This is a genomic window from Albidovulum sediminis (assembly GCF_025380365.1).
Taxonomy (GTDB): Bacteria; Pseudomonadota; Alphaproteobacteria; order Rhodobacterales; family Rhodobacteraceae; genus Albidovulum; species Albidovulum sediminis.
This window is the reverse complement of the sequence record NZ_JAOCQF010000001.1, coordinates 431,194-448,212: the sequence shown is the minus strand read 5'-3', so window position 1 is coordinate 448,212 and position 17,019 is coordinate 431,194. Positions and strand designations below refer to the sequence as shown.

Genomic DNA, 17,019 nt, shown 5'->3' with positions numbered 1-17,019 from the left:
CCTCCCGGCGGGCGGGGATATTTTTCGTCACGCGGACGCAGGCATTCCCTGGCGCACGAAAGCCTCGATCTCGGCGGCGGGGCGGGCACCCGCGAGGCGGGCCACCTCACGCCCGCCCGCGTAGAGGATAAGGAGCGGAATCCCACGGATTCCAAGGCGTTGGGAAACCCTTGGATGATCCTCGGTGTTGATCTTGGCAAACCGCGCCCGCCCCTTCAGGGCCATCGCGGCCTGCGCGAACTGCGGCGCCATCATCCGGCAGGGGCCGCACCAGGGGGCCCAGTAATCGACAACGACCGGCAGCGTGTCGGTGCGGACCATCTTGTCGTGGGCGGCGGGGTCAAGTTCTGCCACCTTGCCCGATGCCAGCGGATCGCCGCAGGTCCCGCATTTGGGGCCAAGCGCGATGCGGTCGGCGGGAACGCGGTTCGTCTGTCCGCAGGTCGTACAGGTCAGCTTCAGGGCTTCGGCCATGGCATCCTCGAATTCCATTCGCAGAACATATTGGCATGCACCCGCGACCGGACAAGACCGGCTACAGCAGGTCTTCCTCCTCCCCGGTGACATCGACGCCCAGCGCATCCAGCCCCGCCTCGATGTTCTCGGCGAGGTGGGGCATGCCCATCAGGTAATCCTCGGTCGGTGTCGTCGCCTCGGCGAGCGCGGTGGCCACCGCCTCGTCGAAGTCCTCCGGCTCGAACGCGCCGCGCCCGATCCAGGCGACGGCGGTCAGTTCGGCCTTTTCGTCGTCGTTCAGGTTGGCGATGAAGTCGCGCAACTCAGCCTCGGCCATCGTGCCTTCTCGGGCGAGGAAGATGACCTGTACGGCGGTGGCGGGGGCAAGTTCGTTCATGGCGCGGTTCCCTTGGCTTTGGGCCACCTGATCATGCCACAGGCGGATGCGCCTTGTCCGAAATCAAATCGAAGGGGGGTGCCCCCGGGGGAATTCCCGGGGGCCTGTGGGCCTATTCGGCGGCCTCGGCGTAGCTTTCCACCGGCGGGCAGATGCAGACGAGGTGACGGTCGCCATAGACGTTGTCGACCCGACCGACCGGAGGCCAGTACTTGTCGACCCGGAACGCGCCCGGCGGGAAGCAGCCCTGCTCGCGCGAGTAGGGCCGGTCCCAGTCCCCGATCAGCGCGCTGACGGTGTGGGGGGCGTGCTTGAGCGGGTTGTTCTCCGCGTCGATCTCGCCCTTTTCCACCGCCGCGATCTCGTCCCGGATCGAGAGCATCGCGGTGACGAAGCGGTCAAGCTCGGCCTTCGTCTCCGACTCCGTCGGCTCCACCATCAGCGTGCCGGCGACCGGCCAGCTCATCGTCGGCGCGTGGAAGCCGTTGTCGATCAGCCGCTTGGCGATGTCGTCCACGGTGATCCCGGCGCTGTCGGCAAAGGGGCGGGTGTCGAGGATGCATTCATGCGCGACCCGTCCCCCCTTGCCCTTGAACAGAACGTCATAGGCCCCTTCCAGCCGCTTGGCGATGTAGTTGGCGTTCAGGATCGCCACCTTCGTCGCCTGCGTCAGCCCCTGCCCGCCCATCATCAGGATATAGGCCCAGGAGATCGGCAGGATCGAGGCCGAGCCCCAGGGCGCGGCACTCACCGGCCCCTCGGCGCCGCCGGTCATCGGGTGGCCCGGCAGATGGGGCGCGAGATGCGCCTTGACGCCGATCGGTCCCATGCCGGGGCCGCCGCCGCCATGCGGGATGCAGAAGGTCTTGTGGAGGTTCAGGTGGCTGACGTCGCCGCCCAGATCTCCGGGCCGGACGAGGCCGACCATCGCGTTCATGTTGGCGCCGTCGATATAGACCTGCCCGCCATGCTCATGCGTGATCTTGCAGACCTCGCGCACGGTTTCCTCGAAGACGCCGTGGGTCGAGGGATAGGTGATCATGCAGGCGGCCAGATCGCCGCCCGCCGCCTCGGCCTTGGCGCGGAAATCCGCCACGTCGATGTCGCCGTTCTCGGCCGATTTGACCACCACCACCTTCATCCCCGCCATCTGCGCCGAGGCCGGGTTGGTGCCGTGCGCCGAGGTCGGGATCAGGCAGATGCTGCGGTGCCCCTCGCCCCGTGCCCGGTGCCACGCCTGGATGGTCAGGAGCCCGGCGTATTCCCCCTGCGCGCCCGAGTTCGGCTGCAGGCTCATCGCGTCGTAGCCGGTGATGGTGCAGAGCTTTTCCGACAGGTCGTGGAACAGTTCCGCATAGCCCTGCGCCTGTTCGGAGGGCGCGAACGGATGAAGGTTGCAGAACTCTGGCCAGGTGATCGGCATCATCTCGGCCGCCGCGTTCAGCTTCATCGTGCAGGAGCCGAGCGGGATCATCGCCCGGTCAAGCGCGAGGTCGCGGTCGGCCAGCCGGCGCATGTAGCGCATCATCTCGGTTTCCGCCCGGTTCATGTGGAAGACCGGGTGGGCGAGGTATTCGCTGTCGCGCAGGAGCGGATCGGGAACGCGGTAGCCCGGCGTCACCCGGTCGTCCTTCTTCTCGATCCCGAAGGCGCGCCAGAGCCGTTCGATCGTGTCGGTCCGCGTGGTTTCGTCAAGCGAGATGCCGACCTTCGTCGTGCCGACCTTGCGCAGGTTGATGCGCTCCTTCCGGGCGGCCTTCAGGATGATGGACTGCATCGCGCCGACCTCGACCGTGAAGGTGTCGAAGAAGTGCTTCGGCTCGACCCTGTAGCCCGCTTCCTCAAGCCCTTTCACCGTGCGCACGGCCTTGCGGTGGATGCGCTGGCCGATGGCCTTCAGCCCCTCGGGCCCGTGGTAGACGGCATAGAAGGAGGCGATGTTGGCCAGCAGCGCCTGCGCGGTGCAGACGTTCGAGGTCGCCTTTTCGCGGCGGATGTGCTGTTCGCGGGTCTGCAGCGACAGGCGATAGGCGCGGCCGCCCTGCGCGTCGATCGACACGCCGACGATGCGCCCCGGCATGTTGCGCTTGTGCGCGTCCTTGCAGGCCATGTAGGCCGCCGACGGCCCGCCATAGCCCATCGGCACGCCGAAGCGCTGGGTCGAGCCCACGGCGATGTCCGCGCCCATCGCGCCCGGCTCCTTCAGGATCGTCAGCGCCATGATGTCGGCGATGACGATGCCCACGGCGCCGGCCGCGTGCAGCTTCGCGATATGGGGGGTGAAGTCGGTCAGGTGGCCATGGGTGCCCGGATACTGGAAGATCGCCCCGAAGACCGTGGCGGCCTCGACCTTCGCCGGGTCACCGACGATGATCTCGATGCCGAGCGGCTCGGCGCGCACCTTCATCACCTCGATGTTCTGGGGATGGCAGTTCTCGTCGATGAAGAACGCGGTCGCCTTCGACTTCGCCACCCGCTGCGCCATCGTCATCGCCTCGGCCGCCGCGGTCGCCTCGTCCAGCAGGGACGCGTTGGCGATCTCGAGGCCGGTCATGTCGCAGACCATGGTCTGGTAGTTCAGCAGCGCCTCAAGCCGGCCTTGCGATATCTCGGGCTGGTAGGGGGTGTAGGCGGTGTACCAGGCCGGGTTTTCCAGGATGTTGCGCTGGATCGCGGGCGGGCAGACGGTGCCGTAGAACCCCTGCCCGATCATCGAGGTGAAGACCTTGTTCTTCTTCGCGACCTGCCGCATGAACCACAAGAGTTCGCGTTCCGACTTCGGCTTGCCGAAGTCGAGCGGCTTTTCCTGCCGCAGCGATTTCGGCACCGTCTGGTCGATCAGTTCGTCAAGGTCCTTCACCCCCAACACCCTGAACATCTCCTCCATCTCTGCCGGAGAGGGGCCGATGTGGCGGCGGTTGGCGAAGTCATAGGGCCGGTAGTCGGTGGGGGTGAAGGTCATTGCCCTTGGTCCTTATCCGATCATCTCGTTGTAGGCCGCCTCGTCCATCATCCCGTCGAGCGCGGAGAGGTCGGCGATCTTCATCTTGAAGAACCAGGCCTTGCCGGTCGGGTCCTCGTTCACCATGCCGGGGTTGTCGGCCAGATCGCCGTTCACCTCGACGATTTCGCCGTCCAGGGGCGCGCGGATGTCGGACGCGGCCTTCACGCTTTCGATGACGCAGACCTCGTCGCCGGCTGACACCGCGGTGCCGGCCTCGGGCAGTTCGACGAAGACGACGTCGCCCAGCTGTTCGGAGGCATGCGCGGTGATGCCCACCACCACGACATCGCCATCGACGCGCAGCCACTCATGATCTTCGGTATATTTCATCGGTCTCTCTCCTGTTGGTCAGCGTTTGAAACGGTTGGGAAGGAAGGGCATGGGAACGATCGTGGCCGGCAGGCGCTTGCCGCGCACGTCGCCATAGACGGTCGCGCCCTCGGCCAGGGTCGCGGGCAGGTAGGCCATCGCCATCGGCCCCTCGATCGACGGGCCGAACCCGCCCGAGGTGATCGCGCCAATGGGTTCGCCCCCTTCGGCCGCGGCAAAGACCTGCGTGCCCTCGCGCATCGGCGCGCGGCCCTCGGGCTTCAGCCCGACGCGGCGGCGGGCCGGCCCCTCGGCCAGTTCGCGCAGGATGCGCCCGGCGCCGGGAAAGCCGCCCGCGCGCGCGCCGCCCGCCCGGCGGGCCTTCTGGATCGCCCAGGACAGGTTCGCCTCGACCGGCGAGGTCGTGGTGTCGATGTCGTGCCCGTAAAGGCACATCCCAGCCTCGAGCCGCAGCGAATCGCGCGCGCCAAGGCCGATGGGCGCCACCTCCTCCATCGCCAGAAGCGCCTCGCAGAAGGCCCGCGCCTGGGCGTCCGGGACCGAGATTTCATAGCCGTCCTCGCCTGTATAGCCGGACCGGGACACCCAAATCTCCACCCCGTCCCAGTCCAGGATCGCGACCTGCATGAAGCTCATCGCCGCCGCGCCGGGCAACAGGCGGGCCAGCGCCGCCTCCGCCGCGGGGCCCTGAAGGGCCACCAGTGCGCGGTCGGTGATTTCCTCGACCTCGCAGGCATCCGCCAGATGCGCGCGCATGTGGGCGATGTCCTGGTCCCGGCAACCGGCGTTCACCACGACGAAGAGGTGATCGCCGCGGTTGGCGAACATCAGGTCGTCAAGGATGCCGCCCGCCTCATCGGTGAACATACCGTAGCGCTGCCGGCCCTCGGCCAGCCCTGCCACATCCACCGGCACCAGCCGCTCGAACGCCAGCGCGGCATCCGCGACCGCGCCCGACTTCGGCCTGAGGATCACCTGGCCCATGTGGCTGACGTCGAAAAGCCCCGCGTGCGAGCGTGTGTGCAGATGCTCCTTCAGCACCCCCATCGGGTACTGCACCGGCATCTCGTAGCCCGCGAAGGGCACCATCTTGCCGCCAAGGGCGATGTGCAGATCGTAAAGAACCGTGCGCTTCAGGTCGGCCATGCCGTCCCTCCTCTCCCGCCGGTTCGCATGATCCGGCACCGTTCAGGGCGGAACCATTCCACCCTTCCGATGCCCCCTCTGTCCTTCCGCCTGAGATCGTTATCCCTTCGGCGCCCCGGTGGCCCGGGGTCTCTCCAGAGTTCTTCGTCATCAGGACGGTCCTGGCGCCTGAGAGTTTACCGGGGCGGTTGCTCCTTCGGCACCGGCCGGGGCGTCGCCGCCCTGCCGGATTCTCCCGATCCTGACAGGCAAGCAATAGCCGGGTCACGGGGGGTCTGGCAATAGTGTATGCGATGGAATACATTCTTGCGCCGAACCCCTTCCGGGCGCAACTTGCTTGCGTGACGATCAACTTTGCCTCGGCCCCCGACCATGCCGGATGACCGCCCTCCCGCCTTCTTCGGCTACGGATCGCTCGTGAACCGGGCGACGCACGACCACACGCCCGCCCGGCCCGCGACGCTTGCCGGCTGGCGGCGCACCTGGCGCCAGACCCGGCTGCGCCCCTTCGCCTTCCTCTCCGCCGAACCCGCCCCGGGCAGCATCGACGGGCTTCTCGCCGCGGTCCCCGGCAACGACTGGGCCGCCCTCGACCGGCGCGAGGCCGCCTATCTCCGCCGCCCGCTGGCCACAGGCGATTTCGCCGAGCCACTTGGATGGGCCGCACGGGTGGAGATCTACACGATCGACCCCGCGCACCAGACCGCGGACCGCCACCCGATCCTGCTCAGCTATCTCGACGTGGTGGTGCAGGGCTTCCTGCGCGAATTCGGCGAGGATGGCGTCGGCCGCTTCTTCGCCACGACCGCCGGCTGGACGGCGATCCACGACGACCGCGCCGCCCCGCTCTATCCCCGCCACCAGCCCCTCGCCGCGGCCGAACGCGCGCTGACCGACGCCCATCTCGCCGCCCTCGGCCTTCCCGTCATTCGCCCCTGATTTCAGTCTGGCCCAAATACTTTACGGGGGTGCGGGGGTGGAAAACCCCCGCTCCCGCAGCCGGCCGCAGGCGCGGGCTCAGCCCTTCGCGCGGACCCGCTCCAGCAGCGGCATCAGTTCGGCCATCTCCGGCCCCTGCGCCTGCCCGGTCAGCGCCAGGCGCAGGGGCATGAAAAGGCCCCGCCCCTTGCGGCCGGTCCGCTCCTTCACCGCGGCGGTCCAGTCCGCCCAGGCCGTCTCGCCGTAGGGCGGCGCCGGCAACAGCGCCATCGCCTCGGCGACGAAGCCCGCATCCTCGGGCGCGATCACCGGTTCCGCGCCGTCGCGGCAAAGCGTCCACCACCCGGACAGGTCGTCGAGCCGGGTGATGTTCTTCGACGCCACCGCCCAGAACCGCTCGGCCTTGTCAGCCGGCACGCCCAGCGCGGCGATCCGGTCCTTCACCGCCGCGAAGGGCAGCGCCTGGTTGCGCGCCCGCGTCAGCGGCCAGAGATCCTCGGCGTCGAATTTCGTCGGCGCGGCGCCGAACTGCGACAGGTCGAACCCATCCGCGATCTCGTCGAGCGACATCTTCAGCTCCACCGGCTGCGAGGAGCCAAGCCGCGCCATCAGGCTGAGGAGCGCCTCCTTCGCCACCCCCTGCGCGCGCAGGTCGCGCAGGCTGAGCGTGCCGAGCCGCTTCGACAGCCCCTCGCCCTGCGCGCCGGTCAGGAGCGAGTGGTGCGCGAAGGCGGGCGGCGTGCCGCCCATCGCGCGCATGATCTGGATCTGCGTCGCGGTGTTGGTGACGTGGTCGGCACCGCGCACGATATGGGTGATCCCCATGTCGACGTCGTCGACCGAGGAAGCGAAGGTGTAAAGCACCTGCCCGTCGGCGCGGATCAGCACCGGGTCCGAGACCGAGGCCGTGTCGATCGAGACCGGGCCGAGGATGCCGTCCTCCCAATCCGTGCGCTTCTGGTCGAGCAGGAAGCGCCAGTAGCCCTCGCGCTCGGCCCTGAGCTTCGCCCGGTCCTCCTCCGAAAGCTTCAGCGCGGCGCGGTCGTAGACCGGCGGCTTGCCCATGTTGAGCAGCTTCTTGCGCTTCAGGTCCAGTTCGGTCGGCGTCTCGAAGCATTCGTAGAAGGCACCCGACGCCCGCAGGTCGGCGGCGACGGCGCCGTAACGCTCCAGCCGGTCGGACTGCCGCTCGACCCGGTCCCAGTGCAGGCCGAGCCAGTCGAGGTCTTCCTTGATCCCGTCCGCGTATTCCTGCTTCGACCGTTCGCGGTCGGTGTCGTCGAGGCGCAGGATGAAGGTGCCGCCGGTCTTGCGGGCGATCAGGTAGTTCATCAGCGCGGTGCGCAGGTTGCCCACGTGGATATAGCCGGTGGGCGAGGGCGCGAAGCGGGTGACGGTCATCAGAAGCCTCCTGTTGCCGCACCCTCTTTCACAGGCGGCGCATTTTGTCCATATGAGGGCCGACAAGGAGAGGCGCATGAACGACTGGCTGGGGCGCGCGGCGCCCGATATCGAGGCGATCGAAACGCTGGCCCGCGCGACGCTCGCGGAGCTGCCGGCCCAGTTCGCAGGCCCCGCGCGCGGCGTGCTGATCCGGGTCGAGGATTTCGCCCCCGAGGAGATCCTCGAGGAGATGGACATCGAGAACCCGTTCGAGCTGACCGGGCTCTACGACGGCATCCCGATGACCGAGAAATCGGTGATGGACGTGGTCGACCGGCCCGACACGATCTGGCTGTTCCGCCGCCCGATCCTGGACGAATGGGCCGAGCGGGGCGACGTGACGCTGGGCCAGATGGTCGCGCATGTGATGATCCACGAACTGGCCCACCACTTCGGCTGGTCCGACGAGGACATCGCCGAAATCGACCGCTGGTGGGAGTGAGGCGGGATCGGACATCGTCCAGTGGACGATTTCCCCGCCGAACGCCCGAGGCGCGAGCGGAGGGCCAGCGCGCCCGGACAAGGCTCCCCGAACGATCCGGTTGGCGGCGACCTTCCCTCCGCCTAAGCTCCGCCCGACCAGACCGGAGCGGCCCCATGATCCACACCCTCATCGTCCTTCTCGCCTGCCAGCTTGCCGGAGAGGCCGGCGCGCGCCTTCTGGGCCTTCCCGTGCCCGGCCCTGTGATCGGGATGGTGCTGATGCTCGGCCTTGTCGTCGCCTGGCCGCGCCTTGCGGTGCTGGCGCGCCCCACCGCCGAGGGCATCCTTGCCAACCTCTCGCTCCTCTTCGTTCCGGCGGGCGTTGGCGTCGTAGGCCACCTGTCCACGCTGGGCACGCAGGCGGCCTCGCTCCTCGTCGCCGTCGTCGTCTCGACTGTGCTCGCCATCGCGGCGGGGGCGGCGGCCTTCGTCCTTGTCGCGCGGCTGACGGGGGCGGCGGATGAGTGAGCTTGCCGCCTTCTGGAGCTACCTGTCCGAAGGGCCGCTTCTCTGGCTGGGGCTGACGCTGGCCGCCTATGTCGCGGGCGATGCCTGCTTCCGCTGGTCGGGGCGCAGGCCCTGGGTGAACACGGTGCTGATCGCGGTCGTGATCCTGGCGGCGATCCTGTGGGCCACCGAGACGCCCTACGGCATCTATTTCGAGGGGGCGCAGTTCGTCCATTTCCTGCTGGGTCCGGCGACGGTGTCGCTTGCGCTGCCTCTGTTCGACACGCTCGGCCGGCTGCGGCGGGCGGCGCTGCCGGTGCTTGCGGCCCTGGCCGCGGGGTCGCTGACCGCCGCGGTCTCGGCCGTCGCCATCGCGGCGGCACTGGGGGTCGGGCCGGTGGAACTCGCCTCGCTCGCGCCGAAGTCGGCGACCGCGCCGGTCGCCATCGGCATCGCCGAACGTGTGGGCGGGGCGCCGACGCTGACCGCGGTGCTGGTGATCCTGACCGGCATCGTGGGCGCCGTCGTCGCCACGCCGCTCCTCAACGCCATGGGCATCCGCGACTGGCGCGCCCGCGGCCTGGCCGTCGGCATCGCCAGCCACGGCATCGGCACCGCGCGCGCCTTCCAGGTGGATGCGACGGCCGGCGCCTTCGCGGGCCTCGGCATGGCGCTGAATGCCATCGCCACGGCCTTCGTCGCCCCGATGGTGCTCTGGCTTTTCCTCTGAATCGCGCTCCCACGGGATTGTGAACGGCCCGGACGTGACCACATCCTAGTATCCGGCGATCAAGAAACGGGAGAGAGAGATGACTGACAGATCCGGACTGTCGCGCCGCCAGGCGCTTTTTGCCGCTGCCGCCCTTCCGCTGGCCACTGCCATTCCCGCCGCGATCCCCTCGGCCGTCCACGCGAAGGCCGCGAAGCAGGGGATGAGCGTTCCGACCTTCAGCCGCTTTGCCTTGGGCGATTTCGAGGTGACGACGCTTCTGGCCGGAACCCGCGCGGTCGAGAAGCCGCAGGAGATCTTCGGCCTGAACGTCAGCCCCGAGGAATTCGCCGCCGCCTCGGACGCGGCCTTCCTGCCCACCGATGTGGCGCAGTTCTTCTTCACCCCCACGCTGGTCAATACCGGCGAGGCGCTGATCCTGTTCGACACCGGGCTTGACCCGCAGGGCATCACCGCCGCCCTAGCCGCCGCCGGCCACACCCCGGACGAGGTCGATACCGTGGTCATCACCCACATGCACGGCGATCACATCGGCGGACTGATGGGCGATGCGGGGGCGACCTTCGCCAACGCCGCCTATGTCACCGGCGCGGCCGAGCACAACCACTGGATGGGTGCCGGGAACGAGACCTTCGACACCAAGGTGCGCCCGCTGAACGACCGCTTCAGCTTCCTCGACGACGGCGGCACGGTCGCCCCCGGCATCACCGCAATCGCCGCCCACGGCCACACCCCCGGCCACATGGCCTACCGGATCGACAGCGCCGGCAAGTCGCTGGTGCTGATCGCGGACGCGGCCAACCACCCGGTCTGGTCGCTGGCCCACCCCGAGTGGGAGGTGAAGTTCGACGCGGACAAGGCGCAGGCGGCGACGACCCGCAAGAGCCTTCTGGGCATGATCGCGGCCGAGCGGATCCCCTTCGTCGGCTATCACATGCCCTTCCCCGCCACCGGCTTCATCGAAGCCGCGGGCGACGGCTTCCGCTACGTGCCGACGGCCTACCAGCTGATGCTGGGCTGAGGCGCCGGGCCCGGCCGCGCTTGGCCGGGCGCGCTTGGCCGGGCGCGACTTTTGCGGCACTCTCTTACCGACCGGAAGGAGTGCCGCCCTGCTGCCCGTCGTGACGCTCACGCTCAACCCCGCGCTCGACCTTGCGGTCGAGACGGCGAAGGTCGTGCCCGGCCCCAAGCTGCGCTGCACCGCCCCCGCGGTCCATCCGGGCGGCGGCGGCATCAACGTGTCGCGCGTGATCCGGCGTCTTGGCGGCCGGACGCTGGCGATTGCGGCGCTTGGCGGCGCGACGGGGGACCGGCTTGCGGCCCTGCTGGAACGGGAGGGGGTGGCGCTTGCGCCGCTGCCCTGCCGCGGCGAAACGCGCGAAGGCCTGACGGTCACGGACGCGGGCACGGGGCAACAGTTCCGCTTCGTCCTGCCCGGCCCTGCCTGGCGCCGGCGCGATGCGGACAGCGCCCTGTCGGCGGCCGTGGCGGCGGTCGGGGCTGGCCAGTTCCTTGTCCTTTCGGGCAGTCTGCCACCCGGCGTGCCCGCAGATTTCGCGCTCCACCTGGCGCGGCGGATGGCGCGCAAGGGGGCGCTTCTGGCGGTTGACACCTCGGGCGCTGCGCTGGCGGCGGCGATCGCGGGTCAGGCGCGGCTGGCGCTCCTCAGGCTCGACGCGGCCGAGGCCGAGGCGCAGGCGGGAAGCGCGTTGGCGACCGCGCGCGACAGCGCCGACTATGCGCAGTCGCTGGTCAAGGGGGGCGCCGCCGACCGCGTCGTGCTGGCGCGCGGCGCCGAAGGCTCGGTCATGGCGGGTCCGGAAGGGCGGTTCCTGGTCCGCGCCCCCGCCGTCCCGGTTCAAAGCCGGATCGGCGCGGGCGACAGTTTCATGGCCGCGATGGTGCTGGCGCTGGCGCGCGGGCGGCCCCCCGTCCGTGCCCTGCAGGAGGGCATGGCAGCTGCCAGCGCCGCCGTCATGACGCCGGCCACCGAGCTGTGCCGCGCGACGGATGTCCGGCGCCTGATCGCGGCCTGCCCGGTAGAGCCGGTCTGACCCTGCAGGGCGCGCCGCCTCAGGCCTTGAGCTTCGCGGTCATCGCGACCAGGCGTTTCGCCTGATGCGCCACCGCCGCGCGGCCCTTGTCGTCAAAGCTGCCGGCATTGGCGGAATAACCATAGGGGTTGCCGCCCGCCTCGAAGATCGCGGGGTCGGTGTAGCCCGGCGCCACGATGATCGCGCCCCAGTGCATCACGGTCGTGTAAAGCGACAGGATCGTCGCCTCCTGCCCGCCGTGGGCGTTCTGCGCGCTGGTCGTCGCGGTGAAGGTCTTGTTGGCCAGCGCCCCCTTCATCCAGAGCGGCCCGAGCGTGTCGATGAAGACGCGCAACTGGCTGGCGGACACGCCGTAGCGCGTCGGGGCGGAGAAGAAGTAGCCGTCGGCCCATTCCATGTCCTCGTGGCTTACCACGGGAATGTCCGAGGTTTTTTCGGCCTGCGCCTTCCACGCGTCCTGGCCGTTGACGACGGCCTCCGGCGCGGTTTCGGCGATGCGGCGCAGGCGCACTTCCGCCCCCGCGGCGCCGGCAGCCTCGGCCGCGGCCTGGGCGACGGCATGGTTGGTGCCGTATGTGGAATAGAAGACGACAAGGATGTTCGGTTTGGTCATTTCGGTCTCCGGCGATTCATCTTGCGGTAATGTAGTCTGTGCGGTGGGGATGTTATCTGGCCATTATCGAACCGACTCTGTTCTTTCTTGCACATAAAAAAGGGCCCTCGGGGCAGCGCGCTCACCACAATATGAGCGCGCGACGGAACCGGAGCGGCTATGCTGCCGCACGCGGAATCCGGCGCCGTCGGACCGCCGCCGCCCCCTGACGGAGTCGCCATGCGCCCAGCCCTCGCGGCCCTGCTGATCGGCCTTGCGGCGGGGCTGGCCCCGCCCGCCACCGCCAGGCCGCTCGATTACGTCCTTCAGGCCGAGGGGTCGCTTGTCGGCTTCGAGGTGGGGTTCAACGAGGGCACGATTCGCGGCACCTTCCCGGTCGCGGAGGCGGACCTGACGCTCGACTTCGATCGCGCGGCCAACAGCCGGGCGCTGGTCGTCCTTGACGCCGCGGGTGCGGTCGCGAACATCCCTTTCGCCACGCAGGCGATGAAAAGCGATGGCGTGCTGGCCACTGACCGCTTCCCCAAGATCAGCTTCGAGAGCACGGGGTTCCGCCGCGAGGGCGATGCGGCGGTGGTGACCGGCATGCTGACCCTGCGCGGCCAGACCCGGCCGGTCACGCTTTCGGCCCGCGTCTTCCGCCCTCAGGGGACCGATCCGGGCTACCGTGAGCGTCTTGCGGTGCAACTGACGGGAACGGTGCGGCGGTCGGAGTTCGGCGCGACCGGCTTTGCCGACTTGGTGGGCGACGAGGTGCGGCTGAAGATCCTGGCGCGGCTGGTGCTGTCGCCCTGATTTCCGCCCCCGGCCTGCGTTTTCGCTCTGGGCAACCGGCGCCGGAGGCGACATGGTGGCGGCACCTGCAAGAGCCCCCGCGATGCGCCTTCTGATCTCCTTCGCCGCCCTTTTCCTGTCGGTCGTGTTCCTGCAACTCGGCACCGGGTCAGTCGCGCCGCTCGACGCGCTGTCGGGGGTGGAACTCGGATTCTCCAAGGCCGAGATCGGCACCATGGGGTCGGCGCATTTCTTCGGCTTCTTCATCGGCTGCTGGTGGGCGCCGCGCCTGATCGGGGCGGTTGGCCATTCGCGCGCCTTCGGCGCCTTTACCGCCTCGGGAACGATCGGCGTCATCGCCCACATGATGATCGTCGATCCGCTGGCCTGGGCGGGGCTCAGGATGCTCTCGGGTCTCTGCGTCGCGGGCGCCTACACGGTGATCGAGGCCTGGCTTCAGGCCAAGGTCACGAACGAGACGCGGGGCCGCGCGATGGGCATATACCGCGTCGTCGATACCGGCGGGTCGCTGGCGGCACAGCTGGTCATCGGGGTGCTGACGCCCGCCGCCTATTTCTCCTACAACATGCTCGCACTCCTGTGCTGCGCGGCGCTGCTGCCGATGCTCGTCTCCAAGGCCGAGGAGCCGGGCATGCCGCTGGCCCCGCGCCTGCGTCCGGGGCTGGCCTGGCAACGCTCGCCGCTGGCCGCGCTTGGCGTCGTGGTGTCGGGGGTGACGAGTGCCGCCTTCCGCATGGTCGGGCCCATCTACGGGCTCGAGGTCGGGCTGACGCAGGACATGATCGCGCTTTTCCTCGCCGCCTTCGTCGTCGGCGGCGCGCTGGTGCAGTTCCCGCTCGGCTGGCTGGCCGACCGCCATGACCGCCGCCACGTCCTGATCGGCATCTCGGTGGTGGCGATCCTGTCCTGCGCGGTGACAATCGCGGTGTCGGGGATGGGCACCGTCGCGGTCTTTGCGGGGGCTGCCTTCTTCGGTGCGACCACGATGCCGATCTATTCGCTCTCGACCGCGCATGCCCACGACTTTGCGCAGGACGACGAGCGGGTGGAGCTTTCGGCGGCGCTGATGTTCCTCTACGCGGTCGGCGCCATCGCCTCGCCCGCCGCCGCCTCGTGGCTGATCGAGGCCTATGGCCCCTCGGCGATGTTCGTCTTCATCGCGGTGATCCATGTCCTGCTGATCGGTTTCGGCATCCTGAGGATGCGGGCGCGCCCCTCGGTCGGCCCGCGCACCCCCTACATCTACACCCCGCGCACCTCGTTCATCGCCGGGCGGCTGTTCCGTCGGACGCCGCGCGACGGCTGAAGCTGCGGGTTTGAAGAGGCGGGTCTGAAGGAGAGCGGGGGGCCGTCTGCCCCCCGCGCCCCCCGAGGATATTTCCGAAAAGAAGAAGGGGTGGCGGCGCGGGGTCCGCGTGCCCTCTGGCCCTTCGCGCCGAGGGGCGATAAAGGGGCCGGGACACAAGGGAAAGGCGCGCGCATGGCCCGGATTCTGATCACCTCGGCGATCCCCTACATCAACGGGATCAAGCATCTCGGCAACCTCGTCGGCTCGCAGCTGCCGGCCGACCTCTACGCCCGCTACATGCGCATGCGCGGGAACGAGGTGATGTTCATCTGCGCCACCGACGAACATGGCACGCCGGCCGAACTGGCCGCCGCCAAGGCGGGCAAGCCGGTGGCGGAGTATTGCGCCGAGATGCACGGGGTGCAGGCCGAAATCGCGCGCGGGTTCCGGTTGTCGTTCGATCATTTCGGCCGTTCCTCCTCGGCGCGCAACCACCGGCTGACGCAGCATTTCGCCCGCCGGCTGGGCGAGCAGGGGCTGATCGCCGAGGTGGTCGAGAAGCAGATGTTCTCGAGGGCCGACGACCGCTTCCTGCCCGACCGCTATATCGAGGGTACCTGCCCGAACTGCGGCTACGACCGAGCGCGCGGCGACCAGTGCGAGAACTGCACCAAGCAGCTTGACCCGACCGACCTGATCAACCCGCGTTCGGCCGTCTCGGGCTCGACCGATCTCGAACTGCGCGAGACCAAGCACCTTTACCTGCGCCAGCGCGTGCTGAAGGAGCGGCTGGCGGAGTGGATCGACAGCAAGACCGGCTGGCCGGTGCTGACCACCTCAATCGCGAAGAAATGGCTGAACGACGGCGAGGGGTTGCAGGACCGGGGCATCACCCGCGACCTCGCCTGGGGCGTGCCGGCGCAGTTCGCAGGCGCGCCCTGGCAGGGGATGGAGGGCAAGGTCTTCTACGTCTGGTTCGACGCGCCGATCGAATACATCGCGGGGACCGCCGAATGGGCCGACGCGCACGGGCTGGACGATGCCGCCTGGGAACGCTGGTGGCGCACCGACAAGGGCGCGCACGACGTGACCTATGTGCAGTTCATGGGCAAGGACAACGTGCCCTTCCACACGCTGTCGTTCCCGGCGACGATCATCGGCTCGGACGAGCCCTGGAAGCTCGTCGACTACATCAAGTCCTTCAACTACCTGAACTACGACGGCGGCCAGTTCTCCACCTCCCAGGGCCGCGGCGTCTTCATGGACCAGGCGCTCAGTATCCTGCCGGCGGACTACTGGCGCTGGTGGCTTCTGTCCCACGCGCCGGAGAACTCGGACAGCGAGTTCACCTGGGAGAATTTCCAGGCGAGCGTGAACAAGGACCTGGCCGACGTGCTGGGCAACTTCGTAAGCCGGGTGACCAAGTTCTGCCGCTCGAAGTTCGGCGAGTTGGTGCCCGAGGGCGGGCAGACCGGAGAACGGGCGGCGGCGCTGATCGCGGAACTGGAGACGCGCGTGCGGGCCTATGAGGGCCACATGGAGGCGATGGAGGTCCGCAAGGCGGCGGCGGAGTTGCGCGCGATCTGGGTCGCGGGCAACGAATACCTGCAGTCGGCCGCGCCCTGGACCGTCTTCAAGGAGGACCCGGAGCGGGCGGCGGCGATGACGCGGCTGGGGCTGAACCTCGTGCGGCTTTACGCGGTCCTGTCCGAACCCTTCATCCCCGATGCCTCCGCCCGGATGCTGGCGGCGATGGGAACCGATGACCGCAGCTGGCCCGGCCCGATCGCCGAGGCGCTTTCGGTCCTGCCCGCAGGCCACGCCTTCGAGACGCCCGAGGTTCTCTTCCGCAAGATCGCGGACGAGGAGCGCGAGGACTGGCAGAAGCGGTTCGCCGGCGTGCGCACCTGACCGCCTGCCAACCCGCGGCATTCCGCCGGCCCGTCTTGCCTGTCGCGACCGCGCCCCCATATGGGGATCGGACAACGACAGGAGATGACGGGATGCAATGTCCGGTGGATGGCGCCGAACTGGTGATGACGGAGCGGCACGGGGTCGAGATCGACTATTGCCCGAAGTGCCGGGGCGTCTGGCTCGACCGCGGCGAGCTTGACAAGATCATCGACCGGGCGACGCCCGCGGTGGCGCTCGACGAACCCCGGAGGGAAGCGGCGGGGCGGCCCGACCCGCGTGCGGAAGCGCGCCCCGCCCCGCGTCAGGACCGCCGCGACCACGATGAGCGCCGGTATGACGACCGCCATCACGACCGCCGCCACGACGACCGCCGCCATGACGACAGCGACGACCGCGACGGCCGACGGTCGCATCGCCGCAAGAGCTTCCTCAGCGAGATCTTCGATTTCGACTGACGCGCCGGTAGTGGCCCGGCCCGCGCCGTGATAGCATGGCGCGGGGTAGTGATGCAGGCCGGAAACCTCCGTTCATCAGGGAGGGAAGAATGGCAGCGGTTCACAAGGGTACCTGTTTCTGCGGCGCGGTCGAGATCGAGGCCGAGGGCGATCCGGTCGCGATGGGATATTGCCACTGCGACAGTTGTCGCCACTGGTCGGCGGGGCCGGTCAACGCCTTCACGCTCTGGGATCCGGCGAAGGTCCGGGTGAGCAAGGGGGCGGAGTTCGTCGGCCGCTATAACAAGACCCCGGCCAGCGACCGGCAGTGGTGCACCAGATGCGGCGGGCACCTGATGACCGGGCATCCGGGCCTGAAGCTTGTCGACGTCTATGCCGCCCTCCTGCCCTCGGTGGACTTCAAGCCGGGCGTGCATGTGAACTACGGCGAGACCGCGCTGCGGATGAAGGATGGCCTGCCCAAGTTCCGCGACTTCCCGGCCGATTTCGGCGGGTCGGGCGAGATGGTGGCCGAGTAGCCGCGCG

Annotated in this window: 18 protein-coding genes and 1 riboswitch; of the genes, 11 read left to right on the top strand and 7 right to left on the bottom strand. The window is 69.0% G+C overall.

The annotated features are described in order from the left end of the window. Nucleotides 1-27 precede the first annotated feature (27 nt). The 5 genes from trxC to gcvT form a co-directional block, all read right to left on the bottom strand. Entirely contained in the window at nt 28-492 is a 465-nt protein-coding gene (gene trxC, locus N5I32_RS02170) for a thioredoxin TrxC (RefSeq protein ID WP_304504705.1), read from the bottom strand. Between the two features lie 43 nt (nt 493-535). Continuing rightward, nucleotides 536-853, bottom strand: coding sequence for a DUF3775 domain-containing protein (locus tag N5I32_RS02165; RefSeq protein ID WP_261493747.1), 318 nt, complete (start codon nt 851-853; stop codon nt 536-538). A 112-nt stretch (nt 854-965) separates the two neighbouring features. Next, nucleotides 966-3,815 carry an aminomethyl-transferring glycine dehydrogenase gene (gene gcvP / locus N5I32_RS02160; protein WP_261493746.1) on the bottom strand — a complete coding sequence of 950 codons (2,850 nt, stop codon included), beginning with the start codon at nt 3,813-3,815 and terminating at the stop codon, nt 966-968. Between the two features lie 12 nt (nt 3,816-3,827). Then, nucleotides 3,828-4,187, bottom strand: coding sequence for a glycine cleavage system protein GcvH (gene gcvH, locus N5I32_RS02155; RefSeq protein ID WP_261493745.1), 360 nt, complete (start codon nt 4,185-4,187; stop codon nt 3,828-3,830). Between the two features lie 18 nt (nt 4,188-4,205). After that, entirely contained in the window at nt 4,206-5,333 is a 1,128-nt protein-coding gene (gene gcvT / locus N5I32_RS02150) for a glycine cleavage system aminomethyltransferase GcvT (RefSeq protein ID WP_261493744.1), read from the bottom strand. Between the two features lie 147 nt (nt 5,334-5,480). After that, nucleotides 5,481-5,581: riboswitch (glycine riboswitch) on the bottom strand. 124 nt (nt 5,582-5,705) lie between these two features. On the opposite strand from gcvT, the gene N5I32_RS02145 reads away from it, so the two are divergent. Next, entirely contained in the window at nt 5,706-6,272 is a 567-nt protein-coding gene (locus N5I32_RS02145; RefSeq protein ID WP_261493743.1) for a gamma-glutamylcyclotransferase family protein, read from the top strand. Nucleotides 6,273-6,350: 78 nt separating this feature from the next. Here the strand turns inward: N5I32_RS02145 and gltX are convergent, their stop codons facing one another. Continuing rightward, entirely contained in the window at nt 6,351-7,676 is a 1,326-nt protein-coding gene (gltX, locus tag N5I32_RS02140) for a glutamate--tRNA ligase (protein WP_261495897.1), read from the bottom strand. A 73-nt stretch (nt 7,677-7,749) separates the two neighbouring features. Here gltX and N5I32_RS02135 point away from each other — a divergent pair, with 73 nt between their 5' ends. From N5I32_RS02135 to N5I32_RS02115, 5 genes are all read left to right on the top strand, one after another. Beyond that, a complete protein-coding gene (locus tag N5I32_RS02135) occupies nt 7,750-8,157 on the top strand; it encodes a metallopeptidase family protein (RefSeq protein WP_261493742.1) in 408 nt (135 codons plus the stop codon). Nucleotides 8,158-8,312: 155 nt separating this feature from the next. Beyond that, nucleotides 8,313-8,666, top strand: coding sequence for a CidA/LrgA family protein (locus tag N5I32_RS02130; protein WP_261493741.1), 354 nt, complete (start codon nt 8,313-8,315; stop codon nt 8,664-8,666). Next, complete coding sequence (locus N5I32_RS02125) at nt 8,659-9,375, top strand: LrgB family protein (RefSeq protein WP_261493740.1); 717 nt, start codon at nt 8,659-8,661, stop codon at nt 9,373-9,375. The genes N5I32_RS02130 and N5I32_RS02125 overlap by 8 nt, the downstream gene beginning before the upstream one ends. 79 nt (nt 9,376-9,454) lie before the next feature. Beyond that, nucleotides 9,455-10,396: an MBL fold metallo-hydrolase gene (locus tag N5I32_RS02120; protein ID WP_261493739.1), complete on the top strand. Its 942-nt coding sequence runs from the start codon at nt 9,455-9,457 to the stop codon at nt 10,394-10,396. Nucleotides 10,397-10,496: 100 nt separating this feature from the next. Then, nucleotides 10,497-11,429 (top strand): 1-phosphofructokinase family hexose kinase, encoded by a 933-nt coding sequence (locus tag N5I32_RS02115; protein WP_369414223.1) that lies wholly within the window; start codon nt 10,497-10,499, stop codon nt 11,427-11,429. A 19-nt stretch (nt 11,430-11,448) separates the two neighbouring features. On the opposite strand, the gene wrbA is transcribed toward N5I32_RS02115, so the two are convergent. After that, nucleotides 11,449-12,042, bottom strand: coding sequence for an NAD(P)H:quinone oxidoreductase (gene wrbA / locus N5I32_RS02110; protein WP_261493738.1), 594 nt, complete (start codon nt 12,040-12,042; stop codon nt 11,449-11,451). Nucleotides 12,043-12,261: 219 nt separating this feature from the next. On the opposite strand from wrbA, the gene N5I32_RS02105 reads away from it, so the two are divergent. From N5I32_RS02105 to N5I32_RS02085, 5 genes are all read left to right on the top strand, one after another. Beyond that, on the top strand, nt 12,262-12,837 hold the full coding sequence (locus tag N5I32_RS02105; protein WP_261493737.1) for a YceI family protein: 576 nt from the start codon (nt 12,262-12,264) through the stop codon (nt 12,835-12,837). An 82-nt stretch (nt 12,838-12,919) separates the two neighbouring features. After that, a complete protein-coding gene (locus N5I32_RS02100) occupies nt 12,920-14,143 on the top strand; it encodes an MFS transporter (protein WP_261493736.1) in 1,224 nt (407 codons plus the stop codon). Between the two features lie 174 nt (nt 14,144-14,317). Then, nucleotides 14,318-16,036: a methionine--tRNA ligase gene (gene metG, locus N5I32_RS02095; protein ID WP_261493735.1), complete on the top strand. Its 1,719-nt coding sequence runs from the start codon at nt 14,318-14,320 to the stop codon at nt 16,034-16,036. Nucleotides 16,037-16,128: 92 nt separating this feature from the next. Beyond that, nucleotides 16,129-16,494 carry a TFIIB-type zinc ribbon-containing protein gene (locus tag N5I32_RS02090; RefSeq protein WP_261493734.1) on the top strand — a complete coding sequence of 122 codons (366 nt, stop codon included), beginning with the start codon at nt 16,129-16,131 and terminating at the stop codon, nt 16,492-16,494. Nucleotides 16,495-16,583: 89 nt separating this feature from the next. Next, the gene (locus tag N5I32_RS02085) at nt 16,584-17,012 is read left to right on the top strand and encodes a GFA family protein (RefSeq protein WP_261493733.1); all 429 of its coding nucleotides are present in this window, start codon (nt 16,584-16,586) and stop codon (nt 17,010-17,012) included. The last annotated feature ends 7 nt before the right edge of the window (nt 17,013-17,019 follow it).